This is a genomic window from Paraburkholderia ultramafica, from assembly GCF_902859915.1.
GTDB lineage: Bacteria > Pseudomonadota > Gammaproteobacteria > Burkholderiales > Burkholderiaceae > Paraburkholderia > Paraburkholderia ultramafica.
This window is the reverse complement of the sequence record NZ_CADIKK010000022.1, coordinates 80981-97975: the sequence shown is the minus strand read 5'-3', so window position 1 is coordinate 97975 and position 16995 is coordinate 80981. Positions and strand designations below refer to the sequence as shown.

Below are 16995 nucleotides of genomic sequence, written 5' to 3'. Positions count from 1 at the left end.
CGATGCTACATGCGGTAATGATTGCACGCTGCACCGGTTTGACGGAACCCTTAAACTACAGGGTCCCTGCGGCGCCTATCAGTGTCCGCATTACAGAATGGTTTCGAGGCTCGCTGGATGGAAGTCGATCAGTACGAAAATTTTCCGGTCCCGAGCGTGTTGCTGCCAAAGGCGCTGCGCGCGCCTGTCGACATTATCTATCAGGTTGTCCGCACGGCGGCTGATATCGCCGACGAAGGCGACTGGAGCGCGGCCGCGCGGCACGCCCGTCTCGCCGACTTGCGGGCCGGCCTGGACGCGGTGGCGCAGCGGCGTGCCGCGCCGGTTCATCCGCTGCTGTTCGGCAAACTCGCCGGCGTGGTGGCTCAGTATAAACTGCCGCTCGCGCCGTTTTACGATCTGCTCGACGCGTGCGTGCAGGGCATCGACACCAGCCGCTATGCCGACCGGTCCGCGCTGCTCGGCTATTGCCGTCACTCGGCGAACCCGCTCGGGCATCTGATGCTGCATCTGGTGGGCGCGGCCACGCCGGAGAATCTCGCCGACGCCGACGCGATCTGCACCGCGTCGCAGCTGATCAGTTTCTGGCTGGACGTCGCCGCCGACTGGAACAAGAACCGCGTGTATCTGCCGCTTGCGGATCTGCGGCGCTTTGGCGTGACCGAGGCGCACATCGCCAAGGGTGTCGTCGACGATGCCTGGCGGGCGCTGATGGCGCACGAGGTGTCGTTCGTCCGGGACATGCTGGTGCGTGGCGCGCCGCTCGCGTTGCGTATTCCGGGGCGGCTGGGGATCGAACTATGCGGCGCCGTGCATGGCGGCCTGCGCTTTCTCGAGCGCATCGAGAAAGCGGGCTACGATGTGTTTCGCCGGCGTCCGGTGCTCAATACGTTTGACTGGTGCGTGGTCGCGGTGCGCACTGTGGTGATGCGGCTGTCGCGGCGCGTCGGTGTAGAGGCGCGTTCAATCGAGGGTAAAGCTTAATGGCGGTGGTCCTGTTTCTTCTTTCGTGTGTTTCCCTGTTGATCTGGGGCGTGCTGTTGTTCGCGCGCGGCGGCTTCTGGCGCGCGCGTCCCGCCGCGCCGCTGACTGTCGCGCCACGCGCGGCATGGCCGGCGGTGGCCGCCGTGGTGCCGGCCCGCAATGAAGTCGATGTGATTGCCGAGGCGGTCACCACTTTGCTTCAGCAGGACTATCCCGGCGCGTTCCATGTGATCGTCGTCGACGACCACAGCACCGACGGCACCGCCGACGCCGCCCGCGCGGCCGCATTGCAATTGCAATGTCCGGACCGCCTGACGGTGTTGAGCGCGAAGCCGCTGCCGCCGGGTTGGTCCGGCAAGGTGTGGGCGCAGTCGCAGGGCATCGAGGCGGTGCGCACGCTCGGTTTGCCCGCCGACTTCCTGCTGCTGACCGACGCCGACATCGGCCATCCCGCCGATGCGGTCACGCAACTCGTCGCCCGCGCGGACGCCGAAAAGCGCGATCTCGTCTCGCTGATGGTCCGTCTGCGCTGCGATTCGTTCTGGGAAAAGGCGCTGATTCCGGCCTTCGTGTTCTTCTTCGCGAAGCTGTATCCGTTCGCATGGGTCAACAACCCGCGCAATCGCACCGCGGCGGCGGCGGGCGGCTGCATGCTGGTGCGGCGTGGCGCGCTCGAAGAAGCGGGCGGCATCGAGTCGATCCGCGCCGAGCTGATCGACGATTGCAGCCTCGCCGCGCGCATCAAGCATCGCGGTACCGGGCGTCATCCGATCCGGCTGGATGTGGCGGCGCGCAGCGTGTCGCTGCGTCCGTACGATAGCTGGCGCGAGATCTGGAACATGATCGCGCGCACCGCCTTTACGCAGCTGCATTATTCGCCGCTGCTGCTGGCGGGCACGCTGGCCGGCATGACGATCATCTATCTGATGCCGCCCGTCGCCGCGCTGGTGCTCGGTCCGTTGGGCTGGCCCGCATGGCTCGCGTGGGCGGCGATGTGCTGCGCGTATGCGCCGATGCTCAGCTACTACCGCCGCTCGCCGTTGTGGGCGCCTTTCCTGCCGTTGGTGGCGTTGTTTTATGTCGGCGCGACGTTCGCGTCGGCGGTGCGTTACTGGCGCGGCAAGGGCGGCCAGTGGAAGGCGCGGGTCCAGGCGCCCGTGCAGGAGCGTTGATGCGGCAGGGCTGAAATCGACCATTGACCGGACGAAAAAATAGCGGCGCTTGGGCGCCGCTATTTTTGCATCACGCGTTGGTCAGCATCATGTAGAGCTGGATCACCACGTCGGGCGAAAACGTGAACGGCACCCAACCGTGGCCGGTGTGGCGCATGACCAGCAAGCGGTCGCCATTCGATTGCTTCTGCACTGCCATCACCGGGTTCTTCGTCGATACGAAGTGCCAGCCCGGCGGAATGCCCGGCGGCTGCTCCGGCGTCATCGACGCGCGCGCGTTCGACAATTCCTCGATCAGTTTGCCGATCTGGTCCGGACGCAGCGCGACCATCTGGTCGCCGATCGTCATCGTGATCTCGTCCTGCGCGGGGCGATTGATTTCGAGCGTCGGCTTGACTTGCGGGGCCGGGCGTTCTACCGGCTGTTCAGCCGCCTGTTCGTCCGCTTGCTGGTCCGCTTGTTCGTCGGACACCGGCGTGTTGTCCTCGACGACCGCCGCCGCCGTCTCAGCCACCACCGTCTGCGCCGCGGCTGCGGACGCAACATGATCCGCCGGCGCTTGCGGCGCGCCGGTTTCCACGGGTGTCTCGGGGATGTTTTCGGCCTGCTGGGCCACGACAGCCTGAATGAGCTGAGCGACGCCCATTTCCAGCGCGCCGAGCTGTTCGTGAAGATTCATGCGAGGTTTCTCTTGTAAGACCCGCGATTTTACCTGCTGTGCGTAGGCTTTGACCTGTCGCAAACACGGGACTTGTAACAAATTGCTTACGGCTGCGCCGTATCGTCCTGCGCAGCGCGTTGGTTGATGCGCGTCAGGGCTTCAGATAGCCGGCTTGGCGGAACCAGTCGAGCGCGTCGCTCAAGCCTTCGCGATAAGGCCGCGCGCGATAGCCGAGTTCGCGCTCCGCCTTCGCCGACGTGAAATACATCTTGTTCTTCGACATTTTCAGCCCGTCGATGGTGACAAACGGTTCGCGTTTCGTGATCTTCGCGACCGCCTCCGCGCCCATCGCGAGCGGGTACAGCGGCCAGCGCGGCAAGCTCAGCGTCGGCGCCTTGCGGCCGGTCAGCGCGGCGATATCCGCAAGCATCTGCTGAAGCGGCAGATTTTCGCCGCCGAGAATATAGCGCTCGCCGATCTTGCCGCGTTCGAGCGCGAGAAAATGGCCGGCCGCGACGTCGTCCACATGCACGAGGTTCAGGCCCGTATCGACAAACGCGGGAATCTTGCCGAGCGCCGCTTCGACGATGATGCGCCCGGTCGGCGTCGGCTTGACGTCGCGTGGACCGATCGGCGTGGACGGATTGACGATCACCGCCGGCAGGCCGTCCTCGGCGATCATCCGCTCCACCGCGCGTTCGGCCAGCACCTTGCTGCGCTTGTACACGCCGATCGCCTGGTCGGCTTTGAGCGGCGAAGTTTCGTCGGCGGACTGGCCGGAGCTGGTCACCTTGAGCGTCGCCACACTGCTCGTGTAGACGATGCGTTCGACGCCTTCCTTCAGTGCCGCGCGCATGGTGGCCTCGGTGCCTTCGAGATTCGAGCGTTCGATTTCGCTCGGGTCCGGCGCCCACAGCCGATAGTCGGCGGCCACGTGCAGCAGATAGCGCACGCCGCGCAGCGCGTTGCGCATCGACGCTTCGTCGCGCATATCGCCGACGACGATTTCCGCATCCAGCGCCTCGACGTTCTGGCGCGAACTGGTGGCGCGCACCAGCACGCGCACCTTGAAGCCCTTCTGCTGCGCGATGCGCGCCACCGACGAGCCGACGAAGCCGGACGCGCCGGTCACGAGCACGAGATCGCGATTCTGTTCGGTCATTCTGTTTCCATTCCCCGCGTGACAGTCGACGGATTGTACGTGGCGCGCACGCTGAGTGGCGCGCGAGGCGTCATCAATGGGCAGTCGAGTTCAAGCGCCGCCGAGCAAGCTCGCCGCGACACGACTAGAATGCCGGCTTGAAAGAGTGTGAGGAGAAGACGGCATGGCCCCGGATCTGGATCAGCGGATCGAAACGTATTACGTGCGAGTGCGCGGCATGGTGCAGGGCGTCGGCTTTCGCCACGCGACCGTGCGGCAGGCGCACGCGCTCGGCCTGAAGGGATGGGTGGCGAACCTCGACGACGGTTCCGTCGAAGCGATGCTGCAGGGTCCGGCCAACCAGGTCGACCGGATGCTGTCGTGGCTGCGTCACGGGCCGCCGGCGGCGCGCGTGACCGAGGTGACCGGCGAAGAGCGCTCGACGGAAAAGCGTTACGAGCGTTTCGAGCAGCACTGAGCGGACTGACGTAAAAGGCGGCGCGCCATTGTGTTGATGGCGTGCCGCCTTTGTCGTTTGTACGCGCGCTGAGCGTCAGGGACGGGTAGCGCCTAGCGGGCTACCAGCAGGCTCTCCGCAAAGCCCCATTCTTCTTCGATCCACTGATGGCTGCACACGAAGCCGGCACCGTCGGCAATCGCGGGCATCTCTTCCGCGCGATATTTGTGGCTGCTCTCGGTCCAGATCGTTTCGCCTTGCCTGAGCGACACCGTCAACTGCGCCGCGCCGACATGCGCGGTGAGATCGCGCTTAGCCCGCAAATGCATCTCGATGCTGCGCGCGTCCGGGTTGAAGCGCGCGACGTGCTCGAACGCGTCGAGCGGAAAGTCGCCATCGAGTTCGCGATTGACGCGCGCGAGCAGATTCAGGTTGAACGATGCGGTGACCCCGATCGAATCGTCGTACGCGGCCACCAGTACCGGCGTCGGCTTGATCAGATCGGTGCCGAGCAGCAACGCGTCGCCGGGTGCGAGCATGGTGCGGATCTCGCGCAGAAAACGCGTCGCCGCGAGTCTGCCGAAATTGCCGATCGTGCTGCCAAGGAACAGCACGAGTAACCGATCGTCCGCTGCGCGCTGCTTGCTCACTTCAGCGAGACCGGCCAGATAATCGCGTTCATAACCGACAATCGAAATCCGCTCGATGTCGCCAAGTTCGCGTCTGCACAACTGCAACGCGCTGCGCGAAATTTCAATCGGGCAGTAAGAAGTGGGGCGTTTTTTACACAATGCTTCAAGAATACGCCGCGTTTTACGGCCGCTGCCGCTGCCGAGTTCGGCGACGGTCACGTCATGCGGCAGATGCTCGACGATCTCCGCCGCGTGTTTCGCTAGCAGCCGCTCCTCGGCGCGCGTCACGCCGTATTCGGGCAACACGGTAATCACTTCAAAGAGCGCGGAGCCCACCTCGTCGTACAAGTACTTCGACGGCAGCTCTTTCTGCGGCGTGTGGGTGAGTCCGGCGCGAACCTCTGCGGCGAAGGTGGAGCGTAGGTCGGGTGACGCGTCGTGCGATAAGGCTGGCTGGGTCATGCTGGCTCCAGTAGTCATATTCGATGAGCGGGATTGCTGGCCGGGCAACGGCGTGCGCGGTGAGGCGCGAGCGATGCCTGCCGTGGGAGAGAAGGGCGGGCTTGGTCCATGGGACTGCGTTAGCCGGCCCGGCTCGTTGATGCTGTACCTGCGGTTGCAGACGACGTTGCAAACAGCGTCGCGAGACTTCGTAGCAAGATTCGCGCTTGAGTCGCCTGGTGGGACCCGCTGCGGCGTAGCCGATCAAAACAGCCTGGGCTCGCCTGCCGCGCGTGAAGTTATGTTTTAGTGCATCGACGCGCGATGCGCACGGACTAATTGCGATCCGTCGACGGAAAAGCGCAGACCCATGGCCGAATAACCCGTCTAGAATGCCGGCTTGCAACCGTCTGTCTAAAACGAAAACGCAGCGCGGGTTGATTCGCACTGCCTGCTTGTGAGACCTCACTTCCAATGACAACAACGAACGCCGCGCGATCGAATGCTGCGCTGCAAACCGATTCACCCGCATTCGCACTGTATGCCGAAGCGATTGCGCAACGGGCCGCGCGATGAACCAGTATGACCCAAAGCGCGGTATTGCGTTGTCGGTCGGTGCGTCGGCAATGTTCGCTTTACTGTCCGCTTACGCAACGCTGCTGGCACCGCTAAGCGGCCTCGACATCTTCGCGTGGCGCATCGTGTGGACAGTGCCGGGCGCGCTGTTGCTGGTCGCGTTGCGCAAACGCCTGCCCATTCTCCGACGGCTTCTCTACCGGATGGTGGCCGAGCCGAAGCTCGCCGCCGCGATGCTCGTGACCGCGGCTTTGCTCGGCGCGCAGCTGTGGGTGTTTCTATGGGCGCCGCTGCATGGCCGGATGCTCGAAGTGTCGCTCGGCTACTTCCTGCTGCCGCTAGTGATGGTGCTGGTGGGGCGCTTCTACTATCACGAACGCCTCGACACGTTGCAGTGGCTCGCCGTGGTGTGCGCGGCGGTGGGTGTCGGCCACGAACTGTGGATGACGGGCGCCTTTTCATGGCCGACGTTACTTGTAGCACTCGGCTACCCGCCGTACTTCGCGTTACGCCGGAAAATCAACGAGGATTCGCTGGCGATGTTCACGGTGGAAATGGCGCTGCTGCTGCCGGCGGCAATCGTATTCATCATCAGCGGCGGTTCGCTGACGATGATTGCCGGCCGCGTCGACATGTGGTGCCTGCTGTTGCCGGGCCTCGGCGCGTTGAGCACGATTGCGCTGGCTTCGTATCTGAAGGCGAGCCGTTTATTGCCGGTCGCGTTGTTCGGAATCCTCGGCTATGTCGAGCCGGTGCTGCTGGTGCTGGTGTCGATCACGTTGCTTGGCGAAACGCTGAGCGCTGCGCAATTGGCAACTTATATCCCGATCTGGATCGCGGTTGCGTTCACGGCACTGCATGGCGTGCGTCTCGTCCGGCTGGCGCCGAATTGAGCGGCTTCGAGCAGCGGCGCTTGAAGCAGGCGGCGCGCTCCGTGGCTAGCGATGCGCCGCCGTGTGGTCCGCATTGATACGCGTCGGACCGACTTGCGCGTCGATCGCTTCGCGCAGCGCAGGCCGCCAGCCGACGCCGAACAGCGCTTCCGCGAGGACGAACAGCGGCCCGATCAGCAGGCCGATCACATCGTCGACAAAGGCCGGCTTGCGATGTTCGTAGGCAATATGGCCGATGAACTGGAACACCCAGCCAATCACGAATAGACCGATGCCGCTGGCGAGCCATACCAACGTGGATTGCGCGGCGATCCACTCGCCGAACGCGACGCATAGCGCCGACACGCAGGCCATCATCACGCCGAGCGGCACGTCGAGCACGAGGTAGTAGACCGTTGCCACGGTGAAGAGCAGCCACGCCGCCGAGAACGTCAACGGCAGTGCACCGACTGTGAACGCGGGGCGGCTCAGCAACACGGCCAACGCCAGCACGATTAGCGGAATGCCGATGAAGTGCGTGGCGATATTGCGCCGGTCACGATGGTAAGCCGCGTATTGCGTCAGTTGTTGCGTCAGCGTTCTCATGGGTGCCGCTCCTCCTTCAAAGTCAGCATAATCGCGGGCAGCGGAATTTGAAACCATCGGGTAGCCGACAATCGCGCACGGATGCTGTCCTGTGACTGTGAGTTTTTCATCGAATCAGCTTGGCGCGCTGAAATCGCCGATGCGCGGAAACTCGGCACGCTTGCGGACCTGGAGACCAGGCCGCTGTCATAGCGAAGGCCGTGGCGATCATATCGGAGTCCAACCTTTCTGACCTATCGAATGTCTGAATAACGCGCCAGACGGCGCGAACATCTTTATAAGCATTTTACGGCGCGCCCCTATTTCTTTGGCGATTCGCTACACCAAGCCCGGTAAGGTCGAGACACCCCGGTCAGGAAGCGAAAATATGTTCGGAAAAAGCGCGCTGGATAGTGTGCAAACCCAAAGCAAAGCGAACCGTCGACGCCCCACATTCGTCCTGACGACGATGCTTGCGTCGCTCGCCTTCTCGTTCGCCACTGCTTCGCAAGCCGCCGACACAGTGCCGCCCATCGCCACGGCGACGTTAGCCGCGCCAATCTCCGCGAGCGACGCCGCTCCCGCCTCCGCTTGGCCGACGCTCAGCGGCATCACTGCGATGCTGCGCGCGCAATTTCGCGTCGCGCCGCTGGAGTCGCTGAAGATCGCGCAGGCAGTACTGACCGAAGCTGACCGTCACGCTATCTCGCCGGTATTGCTGCTTGCGGTAATGTCGGTCGAGTCGAGTTTCGATCGCTACGCGGTCAGCATCGCAGGCGCGCGCGGGCTGATGCAGGTGCTACCCGCGGCGCATCCGCAATTGATCGCGGGCACGACGGACCTGTCCGATCCGGCGATCAATGTGCGGATCGGTTCGACCATTCTGCGTGACTACCTCGATGAAAGCGGCGGCGATCTCGACGCCGCGTTGCTTCGCTATAGCGGCGGCGGGCGAGGTTACGCGCGGCGCGTCGTGTTGCGTATGCAGCGATTCGACGCAAGTTTGCGCCGCGAATGATGAACCGATTCGCGGCGCAACTTGCAGTCGAATGGACGCGCGCTAGGTCATTGTGCTGGCGAACTCGGCGCGCAGATCCTGCAACCTGTCGCGCGCGGTGCCCAGACGCTCGACGAGTTGCGCCGAGGCGCGTGTGATCGGCATGCGCGTTTCGTCGGTCAGCGAATGATCGAAAGCCAGCATCGCCTTGATTGCGGACGGATTCGGCGCGGAGAACAGAAGACGCAACACTGGCAGCAAACTCGCGAACAGGTTGCGTGCGTTGCAGTCGTGTTCGATCAGGATCAGGTCCTGTACTGCGATGAGCAGATCCGCGCACACATGCGCGCTTGCCAGAATGCCGCCGGTGCCGCCGTGATTCAGACACTCGTCGAATGCTTCGTCGGTGCCGCACAGCACGTTGATCGGCAGGCCGCTCAGCCTGGCGAAGTGTTCCTTCACGCACTCCTTGATCGCGACGATGTTGTCGCATTCGACAAGGCGCGCCACCGTGTCCGGCTCGATCGTCACGCCGGTTCGATGCGGCACGTTGTACAGCACGATGGGGCGTTCGGTGGCGAGCGCGGCCTGCTCGAAATGCCACTGCACGCCGGCCTGATCGGGACACACGTAGGACGGCGCCGAGATCAGATAGCCGGCGCAATCCCAGCGTTCATAGCGTTGAATCTCGTGCAGCACGTCGCGCGTATTCGATCCGCCGACGCCGATCAGCATCGGCAGACGTGAGCCGATCACATCGGTCAGCGCGTGCAATATGGTGAGGCGCTCGGCTTGCTGCAACAACGCAGCTTCGCCCGTCGTGCTCAACGCGACGAAGCCGCTGATCTCCGTGCGCAGATAGTAGTCCGCGAGGCGCTGCAATGCGTCGATATCGATTTCGCCATTGCGCAGCGGTGTCACGATCGGCAACCAGATACCTGAGAACATGATTAGCGCGCCTTTGCGATGTTGCCGCGGCGCTTCAACGGTCCGATCAACGCGGCGGGGACCGTCGAGATCAGCGTATGCAGCGTGAAGTCGAGGTCTTCGAACGCGATGTCGAGTTGCACGCGTACTTCTTCCCGAACCGCATCCGCGCTGACGACATACACGCCAAGCGGCGAGCGAAGCAGTGCGCGGAGTTGAGTACCCGCAAGATCGTGCGACGGGTGCGGCAGCGTCACCTGCAAGAGGGCGCGTGCCGAGGGGAAGGGAATGACGTTGTTGGCTTGAACCGGCGGCTTGTCGAGCGGCTGCGTGGCGAAGTTGTCGATTGATTGTGTGAGAGCCATGTGATGCGGCGTTCATTGACGCCATGGTTGATCAAGACAGTTCGAGCTTAGACTTCCGCAAGTAAACGCAGTGCAAAAATTGACGTGTCCGCTGAAAAAATCATAGGGACTTCATGTGCTTGTGCTTGAATATCGACTCCCGCAGTTCAATGCAACCCGCGCAGAAAAAAAGGCGAGTCATATGACTCGCCCTCCCTGAACGGCACAGTTCGGCTTCGATTAACTACACAGATGCGGCCGGTGCGTGCCGAAGCCGATCACGTGTTATTGCGTCTTTGTCGTGTCGGCTTGTGCGCCGTCGGCTTTTGCCGGGGCATTGCTGGCCTCTTTCGCGCTCTCCGTTTTAGTCTTCGCGGCGCTGGTTTCCGCAGCGGCTTTCTTGGTGGCTTTGTGCGTCCTGGTCGTGTGAGTGGAGGTCTTTTTCACATGCGCCTTCGTCGCGGCCTTGGCCGGCGCTTTCGTCGTGGCGGCGCCTTCGTCAGTCGCGCCGGTTTGCGCGGCGGTGCTCGCCTTCAGATTCGCTTGACCGGCGGGCCGCATTTGCGCAGGCTGCGCGGATTGTGTGGTGGACGGTGCGGCCGTTTGAGCAAATGCGGTCGACACGAGCAGAGCGGAAGCGAGAGCGGCGAAAAGCGTCTTCATGGTGTAACTCCTGGTTGGACCGGTGGTTTTTGTGTCGCAGCTGAATTGTTTCAGCGCTGCCGGTTTAACGTTGGCCGGACGACAGGAGTTGACGAGGTTCTGGTGACAAAACGTAACCGCCGAAACATATCGGGGTACTGAATCAGTGTGACGCGTTACGGTCTGCGAGGGAGAAGGAGATTGCGTGCGCTTTGCAACAAAGGGCGTGCACTGATCGCGAACGCGAAGGCGGCGAGCAGTTCCTCCGCCTTCGCATCACGCGGGTTTCGCTAACACATCACTGAAGCATCACTGAAACGGATTCTGCACGACGCCCGGCTTCGCATCCGGCTCGTCTTTCACCTTCGCCGGCAGATTCGCTTGCGCCTGCAAGCTGGCGACGATCGCGTCCACCGCTTCCTTCAGCGCGAGCGCCGCCTTCAGTCCGCGCTGATCCTGCGTCAACTCCAGCGTGCCGTTCAGCACCACGCGCGTGGTGCCGTTGCTCACCGTGAGGGCGTCGCCCTGAATGTTGAGCACGTCGTCATCGTTCGAATAGGGTTTAAACACCTTTCAGTCCTCCCGGTCGCTGGTCCTTGAGGTTTTCCGGAATGCCCGGAAAACGGATGCCCGATGCTGCTTCGAGTTCGTGAATCGTCCTGATGTCGTACCGATTGGTCGACACATTGTCCACCACCACCGCGAACGCCAACTGCCGCGAAGGCACGTAGACGACCTTGAACAACTGGGTCGGCACGAACACACGCGTCGGTCCGATGGTCTGCAACTGCTGGCCGTTGAAGATCGGCCCGGTGACGACGTAGGTATCGTCGTACGACACCGCGATCTTGCGCACCGAAGTTTCGATGCGTGCCCACAGCCGTTGGTTGTTCTCGCGATTCTGCGGCACGATGTTCGCGAGCGAGAACGATTGTGCCATCGCTTGCTGATTCCAGCGATTACCCGCCGGGCTCATATGACCACGATCGAAGCCGCTGCGCTTATAGTCCGCGAGCGTTGCGCCTTCGCCTTCGGGCAAACGCGCATCTTCGAAGAACTTGTTGGTGCGCACCATGTCTTTGGCGGCTTCGATATGCTCGCGCGTCAGATGCTCGGCGGACCACAGCGGACCATGCGTGATGCCCGAATGCAGAACCGCGAAATCGCTATAGCACAGCATGCGCGTTTTCGGCGCCATCTTCTGATTGGTCAGAACGGGCCATTGCGCATTCGGTGTGAACTGGGTGCAGGAGGGCGCCGCGCTCGCGTGAGCGGCAACGGCGAACAACAGACAGGCGAACCACTTCTTCATGTGTCATTCACTCGAGGGATGGGGGCGCAAGTATAGCGTTGCAAGCCCGCATCGAGCGACCCTAAATGCAGCGCAAACACAGGGAAGGAAGCAGACGACGCATCGCAATGAAAACGATGCCGGCATGGAGCGAAGGAACATACGCGAAGGGCGCGGGCAAAAAAACGGGCCGCTTTGCAGCGACCCTAATGCGTGGACTTTTGAATCTACTCACGCAATCTTAAGAACGGCTTAAATGCGTGCAACGCAAAATCTTATGTGTGCCGTGGCGCACAAACAAGCACACGCGCACGAGCGAATGCTTGCCCGTGCGCGGCATTTTCGACCGATAAGACCGGTCTGCGGAAAAGACGCTGAAACCTAATTACCGAACACGCTGTTTTCGGCGCGGACCTTTTGACGGTCCACCGCTTGCAAGCGCCAGAAGCCGCGGGTCGGCGCGCGTGTCGGCAGGGCCGTCCATGCGGCGGCGCCTTGTGCCGCGCTCACGCGTTGCTTGCGGTCGACATGCAGGCCACGCAGCGTGCATAACGGCGCATCCGTGCTGGGCGCACAGAGCGTGGTCACGCCGTCTTCGTCGTGCAACTCGCCCCATGGGGGCAAATCGATCCCTTGATGCGCTTCCCTCGACCACCGGTGTTCGTCGGTGTCGAGCCATAACACAGCGTAATCGTGGTTGACGGTGGGATCGGAACCGTTGATCAGGATGGTTAGTCGCATGGCAGTTCCGTACAAATTGCGAAGTCGTGCTTTATCAGTCTATGCGGTGACGCGCGATATGCAAGGCAAAAGGTTTGACGATCAGGCACGAAAAAAGCGGACGCCCGCTGCAGGCGGCGGTACGATAGCCGCCTGCACGATGACGTTCGCGGGGGCATGCCATGCTGCGTCGGTTTCTGCCATTCACGGTGTTGGCCACATGCTTGAGCGCGGTCGCGCCGCTAGGTGTTGCAGCGGACAACGCGCCGTTCGTCGCGCCGGTACCGATTGTCTATGTAGCCGACTTCGATCTGGACGTGGCCAACGTGACGCCGGATAGCGGGCCAGGGCAACGTGTGCGTCGGCTGCGCGGTTTGCTGCCGAGCGGACCCGGACCGTTGGGGCAGGACAAGAATCCACAGGAACACGCCACGCACATCGTGAACGAGATGGCGGACGCGCTGACGCACGATTTAAACAAGGGCGGTGTCGACGCGCGCCGGATCGCGCCGGGTCAGCCGTTGCCGACTGTCGGCTGGCAAGTGCGCGGCGTGTTTCTGAGTGTCGACGACGGCAATCGTTTGCGGCGTGCGATGGTGGGCTTCGGCGCGGGCCACAACGATATCCAGGTGGCGGTGTCGTGCGACAGCCTGGGAGCGGCCGATTTGCCGCCGCTGTATCAGGCGGTCGAAGAAGCCGACAGCAAGAACATGCCGGGCGCGGTGATCAAACTGAATCCATATGTGATCGCGGCCAAGTTCGTGATGGCGAGCGGCGACGAGCAGAAGACGATCAGGAAGACCGCGCAGGAGATTTCGGACGCGGTGATCGCGAAGCTGCATGCCGCGGCGCACTAGGCCGCGGCGCGGCGTGCGAGGCGGGGCGTTTCGATGTGGCGTGGTCCGCCTGCGGCGTCGCCGCAGGCGAACAAATACTCCGGTCATATCGGCCGCCAGCGCCGAACCACCCCGCCGATAAAACCGCTCAGGCCAGATCCAGCGACGCCGTCAAATCGCCTAGGGGCGCGAGACCATTGCTCGCGAACGCCCGATCCCGCGCGACCACGCCGTCGAGCGGCGTCAGTCCATGCACACGGCTGATGAAGCGAAGAATCGAGTTGGTGTCGTACACCGTGTGATCGACGTAGCCCTTCTTCGCCAGCGGCGAAATCACCAGCGCGGGAACCCGCGACCCCGGACCCCAGCGGTCGCCCAGCGGCGGCGCAACCGGGTCCCACCAGCCGCCGTTCTCGTCGACCGTGACGACCACCACCGTATTCGCCCACTGCGGGCCGCGCTGAATATGCTCGATCAGCGTCGCGATGTGACGGTCGCCCGATTCGACGTCCGCGTAACCCGCGTGCATGTTCAGATCGCCTTGCGGCTTGTAGAACGTGACGGCGGGCAAACGTCCCGCGTCGATATCCGCGATCAGGTGGTTCGACGACGCGTCATTGCCGAGGCCCCCATCGCGCAGATACCTGCGCCGTGCCGCGGTGCCCGGCGCGTAATTGGCGAAGTAGTTGAACGGCTGATGGTGATACTGGAAGTCGGGCACCGCGCCGGTGTCCTGATGCTCCAGCGCGTATTGCCACGCGCCGCTGTACCACGCCCAGTCGACGCCCTTGTCCGTCAGACGGTCGCCGATCGTCGCGTAGTTTTGCGGCGGCAGCACACGCGGATTCGCCGGGTCTGCGAAAGCCGGGTTGCCGCCTTCGGCTGGCCGCACGTTGCTCGGCTGATAGGGCGGCGCCATTGTGTTGACCGCGTAGCCGTCGGCCGTGAACCCGCCGTCGTTGACGAATTTCGGGGGACCGTCGAGCGCGGACGTCGGCGAGTCCGTCGCCAGTTTCAGACGCGTGCCGGTCGGATCGTCGCCTTCCACCACCGACACCAGCTTCTTCGCCGGGCTGTTTTGAATGTCCGGATAGAACGGCGCCTGCGCCGAAATCAGAAAGATGTGGTTCAGCCATGAGCCGCCGAAAGCCGCCATGAAGAAGTTGTCGCACAGCGTGTATTGCTGCGCGAGATTCCACAGGCGCAGCGTGTCGGCGGAATTGCGGTAATGCCCCATGACCAGGCCGCCGGAATCGCCCCACGCGGCGAACTGGTTGTTGCGCCCGGCGTTGATCTGCATCTGGTTCTGATAGAAGCGATGCACCAGGTCGCGCGTGATCACGCCGGTCGGCAGCGGCGCGCCGTGCGCGTCGGAGAGTCGGAAAGGGCGGTTGTTCAGGTGGTCGAGATCCTTCTGGCCGATCATGTAGCGCCGGCCGTCGACTTCCTGCGCTTGCGGCACGAGCCCGCCCCAGATCGCCGGCAAGCGCGGCAGCGGCGTCTTGCCGTCGCGGTCGAGTTGCAGATAGCGCTCGGCGCTCACCGCGTCGAGCGGATGCTGGACGCCGGGAAAGTTGCCGTAGAGGTTCGCGAAGCTGCGATTCTCGGCGTAGATCACCACGATGTGTTTGACCTGATCGCGCAGCGCGGCGTCCAGCCGCAAGTCGGCGGCGCTGCGCGGCGCACCGCTGCTCGCCGTGAGCTGGTCGGTCTTGCAGCCGGTCAGCGCGAGGCCGATGCCGACCGCCGCGAGACCGGTGAGGACACGGCGGCGTTCGGGATCGTCGGGGGCGTCGTTGGCGGGGTTGTCGGCGTTTGGCGGGAGGCTGGAATCGTGGTCGGTCATCGGTAGGTTCCGAAGTTTGCGTGACGGGCGCATGACTGCCGCTCGGGGCGGCGCGCGCGCGGCACCGGTTGCTGATTCGAAGAGGCCGGACGGCCTCGCGGGCTAAGGCAGCCGACGCTTCACGCGCCAACTGCTGTGGGTTGCGTCGACGGCGAGCAGCAGCCAATGCCGCGCATCCACGGGATGACGCTTTTGCGTTGCATAACCGTCGACGGTCAATTCGAGTTCGTCATGCGCGCGCCGATGGCAGGTGGCATGCGCGCCGGAGCCGTCCGCGAATTCGACGATCGCGGCAGCCGCGCGGGCCGGCTCGGGCAAATGCGCGATGCGTACCGCGCAGCCTGGATAAAGATGCGAGTCGGCAACCTTGATCTGAATGGAATCGGACATGAGCGTGGCCTCCCTACGCTTGAGCGGAGCGAGAGCGCGGCAGTGACGCCCCGCGCAATGGACCGGATCAAAGAATAGCACCGCGCGCAAACGGTGGCAGTGCAGCAAAGGCTGGCTTGACGATGCCTGCGGGTATGGCCCCGCGCTGCCGGCGCGCCCGCTAGGCGAGCCGCTGCGGCCGGCAGCGCACCGGGCCAGGTCGCAGGCCACGGCGCGGCAAGCGATTGCGACTTCTCTTTCGATGGTTGCGCGCCGATTTCGCGAGTCTTGTGATTGCAGATGAGGCCCGCTTTTTTTCGTGGACCCGCAAGCCTTGCGTGCGCGGGGCGTCACGATAAATGAGCGCCGCATGCTTCGCGCTATCATGTTGATCTGACCATGATGAACAGCAGAAAACGGCAGCCAAGATGGCAAAAGAAGAGCAGACAGGAGCGGGACGCAAACACACGAAGCCACGCGGCGCGGCCGCCTCGGCTTCGCTGGACGATGCGGCGTTGTCCCAGCCGGACAGCGCCGATGCCGCCGCTTCCCCCGATCCCACCGACGAAGAGAGCGCCGGCGGATCGACTTATCTGGTGCCGGGACTCGAGCGCGGCCTGCGGATCCTCGCTGAATTCAGCGCGCGCGAACCGGTGCTCGGCGCGCCCGAGTTGTCGAAGCGCATCGGCATTCCGCGCACCACTACCTTCCGTTTATTGCAGACGCTCGAAGCGCTCGGCTTTCTCGAACGCGTCAACGGCGATCGTTATTTCCGCCTGAGCGTCGCGGTGCTGAGGCTCGGCTTCGAATATCTGAGTTCGCTCGAACTGACCGACGTCGGCACGCCGATTCTCGAACGCCTGCGCGACGCCACTGGCCTGAGCACGCATCTGCTGATTCGCGATCAGCGCGACGTCGTGTTCGTCGCCAAAGCGCAAACCCATGCGCCGATGTTCAGTTCCGTGAAGGTCCATGTCGGCACGCGTTTGCCGGCCCATGCGACGGTGCATGGCCAGGTGCTGATGGGCGATTTGAGCTTCGAGGAATTGCGCCAGTTGTATCCCGAGCCGCAACTCGAACGTTTCACCGAGCGCACGCCGGCGACCGTCGAAGAACTGTATGGGCGAGTGCGCGAAAGCGCAGCGCTCGGCTACGCACTGAGCGAAGCGTCGTTCGAGCGGGGCATTTCGGTGGTGAGCGCGCCGGTGCGCGATCAAAGCGGCAAGATCGTGGCCGCGTTGACCGTTACGATTCCACGGTCGGATATCGGCGAAGCCGAAGAGCGCGAACCGCTCATCATCGCCGTTTGCCAGGCGGCGCTCGAACTGTCCGAGCGTCTCAGCTATCGTCCGCGGCCGGATGATCCGACCGCGGCTCAGGCGCGCCGCAAGCCGGTCGCGGCAAGCTGATCCGGCTTCAGCTTCCACGTCTGTGCTGGTTCGCGAGTCCGGCTGCGTGCGCAGCCGGATCGCCAGCTTCGCCGCACCATCTGCCCGGAAGCC

The 16995-nt window shown here is 63.4% G+C and carries 19 protein-coding genes; 7 read left to right on the top strand and 12 right to left on the bottom strand.

Going from position 1 to position 16995, the window contains the following annotated elements; translation table 11 throughout:
• Positions 1-117: 117 nt before the first annotated feature.
• The gene (gene hpnC, locus HV744_RS22870; protein ID WP_175151699.1) at positions 118-984 is read left to right on the top strand and encodes a squalene synthase HpnC; all 867 of its coding nucleotides are present in this window, start codon (positions 118-120) and stop codon (positions 982-984) included.
• Entirely contained in the window at positions 984-2156 is a 1173-nt protein-coding gene (locus tag HV744_RS22865; protein ID WP_175151672.1) for a glycosyltransferase, read from the top strand. The genes hpnC and HV744_RS22865 overlap by 1 nt, the downstream gene beginning before the upstream one ends.
• A gap of 70 nt (positions 2157-2226) precedes the next feature.
• Here the strand turns inward: HV744_RS22865 and HV744_RS22860 are convergent, their stop codons facing one another.
• Positions 2227-2835, bottom strand: coding sequence for a hypothetical protein (locus tag HV744_RS22860; protein ID WP_175151671.1), 609 nt, complete (start codon positions 2833-2835; stop codon positions 2227-2229).
• 133 nt (positions 2836-2968) lie between these two features.
• Positions 2969-3979 (bottom strand): hopanoid-associated sugar epimerase, encoded by a 1011-nt coding sequence (hpnA, locus tag HV744_RS22855; RefSeq protein WP_175151670.1) that lies wholly within the window; start codon positions 3977-3979, stop codon positions 2969-2971.
• A 163-nt stretch (positions 3980-4142) separates the two neighbouring features.
• On the opposite strand from hpnA, the gene HV744_RS22850 reads away from it, so the two are divergent.
• Complete coding sequence (locus HV744_RS22850; RefSeq protein ID WP_175151669.1) at positions 4143-4436, top strand: acylphosphatase; 294 nt, start codon at positions 4143-4145, stop codon at positions 4434-4436.
• A 92-nt stretch (positions 4437-4528) separates the two neighbouring features.
• On the opposite strand, the gene egtD is transcribed toward HV744_RS22850, so the two are convergent.
• Positions 4529-5509: an L-histidine N(alpha)-methyltransferase gene (gene egtD / locus HV744_RS22845; protein ID WP_175151668.1), complete on the bottom strand. Its 981-nt coding sequence runs from the start codon at positions 5507-5509 to the stop codon at positions 4529-4531.
• 551 nt (positions 5510-6060) lie between these two features.
• Here egtD and rarD point away from each other — a divergent pair.
• A complete protein-coding gene (rarD, locus tag HV744_RS22840) occupies positions 6061-6957 on the top strand; it encodes an EamA family transporter RarD (RefSeq protein ID WP_175151667.1) in 897 nt (298 codons plus the stop codon).
• A gap of 45 nt (positions 6958-7002) precedes the next feature.
• On the opposite strand, the gene HV744_RS22835 is transcribed toward rarD, so the two are convergent.
• Positions 7003-7542 carry an Mpo1 family 2-hydroxy fatty acid dioxygenase gene (locus HV744_RS22835; protein ID WP_175151666.1) on the bottom strand — a complete coding sequence of 180 codons (540 nt, stop codon included), beginning with the start codon at positions 7540-7542 and terminating at the stop codon, positions 7003-7005.
• Positions 7543-7909: 367 nt separating this feature from the next.
• On the opposite strand from HV744_RS22835, the gene HV744_RS22830 reads away from it, so the two are divergent.
• Positions 7910-8539: a lytic transglycosylase domain-containing protein gene (locus HV744_RS22830; protein ID WP_175151665.1), complete on the top strand. Its 630-nt coding sequence runs from the start codon at positions 7910-7912 to the stop codon at positions 8537-8539.
• A gap of 42 nt (positions 8540-8581) precedes the next feature.
• Here the strand turns inward: HV744_RS22830 and HV744_RS22825 are convergent, their stop codons facing one another.
• The 6 genes from HV744_RS22825 to HV744_RS22800 all read right to left on the bottom strand — a co-directional run bounded on the left by HV744_RS22825 (position 8582) and on the right by HV744_RS22800 (position 12463).
• Complete coding sequence (locus tag HV744_RS22825; RefSeq protein ID WP_175151664.1) at positions 8582-9466, bottom strand: 4-hydroxy-tetrahydrodipicolinate synthase family protein; 885 nt, start codon at positions 9464-9466, stop codon at positions 8582-8584.
• Between the two features lie 2 nt (positions 9467-9468).
• On the bottom strand, positions 9469-9810 hold the full coding sequence (locus HV744_RS22820; RefSeq protein ID WP_175151663.1) for a hypothetical protein: 342 nt from the start codon (positions 9808-9810) through the stop codon (positions 9469-9471).
• A 264-nt stretch (positions 9811-10074) separates the two neighbouring features.
• Complete coding sequence (locus tag HV744_RS22815; RefSeq protein WP_175151662.1) at positions 10075-10452, bottom strand: hypothetical protein; 378 nt, start codon at positions 10450-10452, stop codon at positions 10075-10077.
• Between the two features lie 288 nt (positions 10453-10740).
• Positions 10741-11001: a hypothetical protein gene (locus tag HV744_RS22810; RefSeq protein ID WP_175151661.1), complete on the bottom strand. Its 261-nt coding sequence runs from the start codon at positions 10999-11001 to the stop codon at positions 10741-10743.
• Positions 10994-11743 carry a DNA/RNA non-specific endonuclease gene (locus HV744_RS22805; RefSeq protein WP_175151660.1) on the bottom strand — a complete coding sequence of 250 codons (750 nt, stop codon included), beginning with the start codon at positions 11741-11743 and terminating at the stop codon, positions 10994-10996. Before HV744_RS22805 ends, HV744_RS22810 begins: the two co-directional genes overlap by 8 nt.
• A 360-nt stretch (positions 11744-12103) precedes the next feature.
• Positions 12104-12463 (bottom strand): DUF3564 domain-containing protein, encoded by a 360-nt coding sequence (locus HV744_RS22800; protein ID WP_175151659.1) that lies wholly within the window; start codon positions 12461-12463, stop codon positions 12104-12106.
• A gap of 161 nt (positions 12464-12624) precedes the next feature.
• Between HV744_RS22800 and HV744_RS22795 the strand changes: the two genes are divergently transcribed.
• Positions 12625-13299, top strand: a complete 675-nt coding sequence (locus HV744_RS22795) for a DUF4410 domain-containing protein (RefSeq protein WP_175151658.1) — start codon at positions 12625-12627, stop codon at positions 13297-13299.
• Between the two features lie 127 nt (positions 13300-13426).
• On the opposite strand, the gene HV744_RS22790 is transcribed toward HV744_RS22795, so the two are convergent.
• Together HV744_RS22790 and HV744_RS22785 are read right to left on the bottom strand one after the other, a co-directional pair.
• Complete coding sequence (locus HV744_RS22790) at positions 13427-15124, bottom strand: acid phosphatase (RefSeq protein WP_175151657.1); 1698 nt, start codon at positions 15122-15124, stop codon at positions 13427-13429.
• 102 nt (positions 15125-15226) lie between these two features.
• The gene (locus HV744_RS22785; RefSeq protein WP_175151656.1) at positions 15227-15514 is read right to left on the bottom strand and encodes a hypothetical protein; all 288 of its coding nucleotides are present in this window, start codon (positions 15512-15514) and stop codon (positions 15227-15229) included.
• 407 nt (positions 15515-15921) lie between these two features.
• Here HV744_RS22785 and HV744_RS22780 point away from each other — a divergent pair, with 407 nt between their 5' ends.
• Positions 15922-16902: an IclR family transcriptional regulator gene (locus tag HV744_RS22780; RefSeq protein WP_175151655.1), complete on the top strand. Its 981-nt coding sequence runs from the start codon at positions 15922-15924 to the stop codon at positions 16900-16902.
• The last annotated feature ends 93 nt before the right edge of the window (positions 16903-16995 follow it).